Here is a 1,007-nt window from a genome sequence, read left to right as displayed (position 1 = left end):
CCTTCTCCGATACCGCTAACGCGATCTCGGAGAAGCACGGCTTCTGGCTCGACGACGCCTTCGCCAGCGGCGGCTCGGCCGGCTATGACCACAAGAAGATGGGCATCACCGCCAAGGGCGCCTGGGAAGCGGTCAAGCGGCATTTCCGCGAGATCAACCGCGACATCCAGACCTCGTCCTTCACCGTCGTTGGGGTCGGCGACATGTCGGGCGACGTGTTCGGCAACGGCATGCTTTTGTCCCCGAAAACCCGGCTGATCGCGGCCTTCGACCATCGCGACATCTTCATCGATCCCGATCCCGACATGGCAGCCTCGATGGCCGAGCGCGAGCGCATGTTCGCGCTGCCGCGTTCGAGCTGGCAGGACTACGACAAGACGAAACTGTCGGAAGGCGGCATCATCGTCTCGCGCAACCAGAAATCGATCACCTTGCCGGCGGCGGCGGCGGCGGCGATCGGCCTGGCCAAGACCACCGCCACGCCGGTCGAGATCATGACCGCCATCCTCAAAGCGCCGGTCGATCTTCTGTGGTTCGGCGGCATCGGCACGTATCTCAGGGCATCGACCGAGACCAATGCCGAGGTCGGCGACCGCGCCAACGATGCCATTCGCATCACCGCGCTCGACGTCCGGGCGAAAGTGATCGGCGAGGGCGCCAATCTCGGCGTCACGCAGCGGGCGCGCATCGAGTTCGGCATGAATGGCGGCCGCTGCAACTCCGACGCCATCGACAATTCGGGCGGCGTCAACTGCTCCGACGTCGAGGTCAACATCAAGATCGCGCTGGCTTCCGCCATGCGCAAGGGGTCGTTGACACGCCCGGCACGCAACAAGCTGCTGGCCGAGATGACCGAGGAGGTCGGCTCGCTGGTGCTGTCCAACAACTACCAGCAGACGCTGGCGCTTTCGATCGCCCGCAAGCGCGGCCTCGCCGACATCGCGCATCAGAGCCGCTTCATGACGGCGCTGGAGGCGCGCGGCCTGCTCGACCGTGCCGTCGAGACG

General features: G+C 65.5%; 1 protein-coding gene. It reads left to right on the top strand.

Annotated elements, in window-relative coordinates; all coding sequences use genetic code 11:
* A partial coding sequence (locus ENZ74_RS32880; protein ID WP_164761447.1) for an NAD-glutamate dehydrogenase domain-containing protein occupies nt 1-1,007 on the top strand: 1,007 nt, incomplete at both ends.

Origin of the sequence: Mesorhizobium sp. M7A.F.Ca.CA.002.15.2.1 (assembly GCF_003998715.1) — a bacterium.
Lineage (GTDB): Bacteria > Pseudomonadota > Alphaproteobacteria > Rhizobiales > Rhizobiaceae > Mesorhizobium > Mesorhizobium ciceri.
The sequence above is the reverse complement of the archived record's forward strand: the minus strand, read 5'-3'. Positions and strand labels throughout refer to the sequence as shown.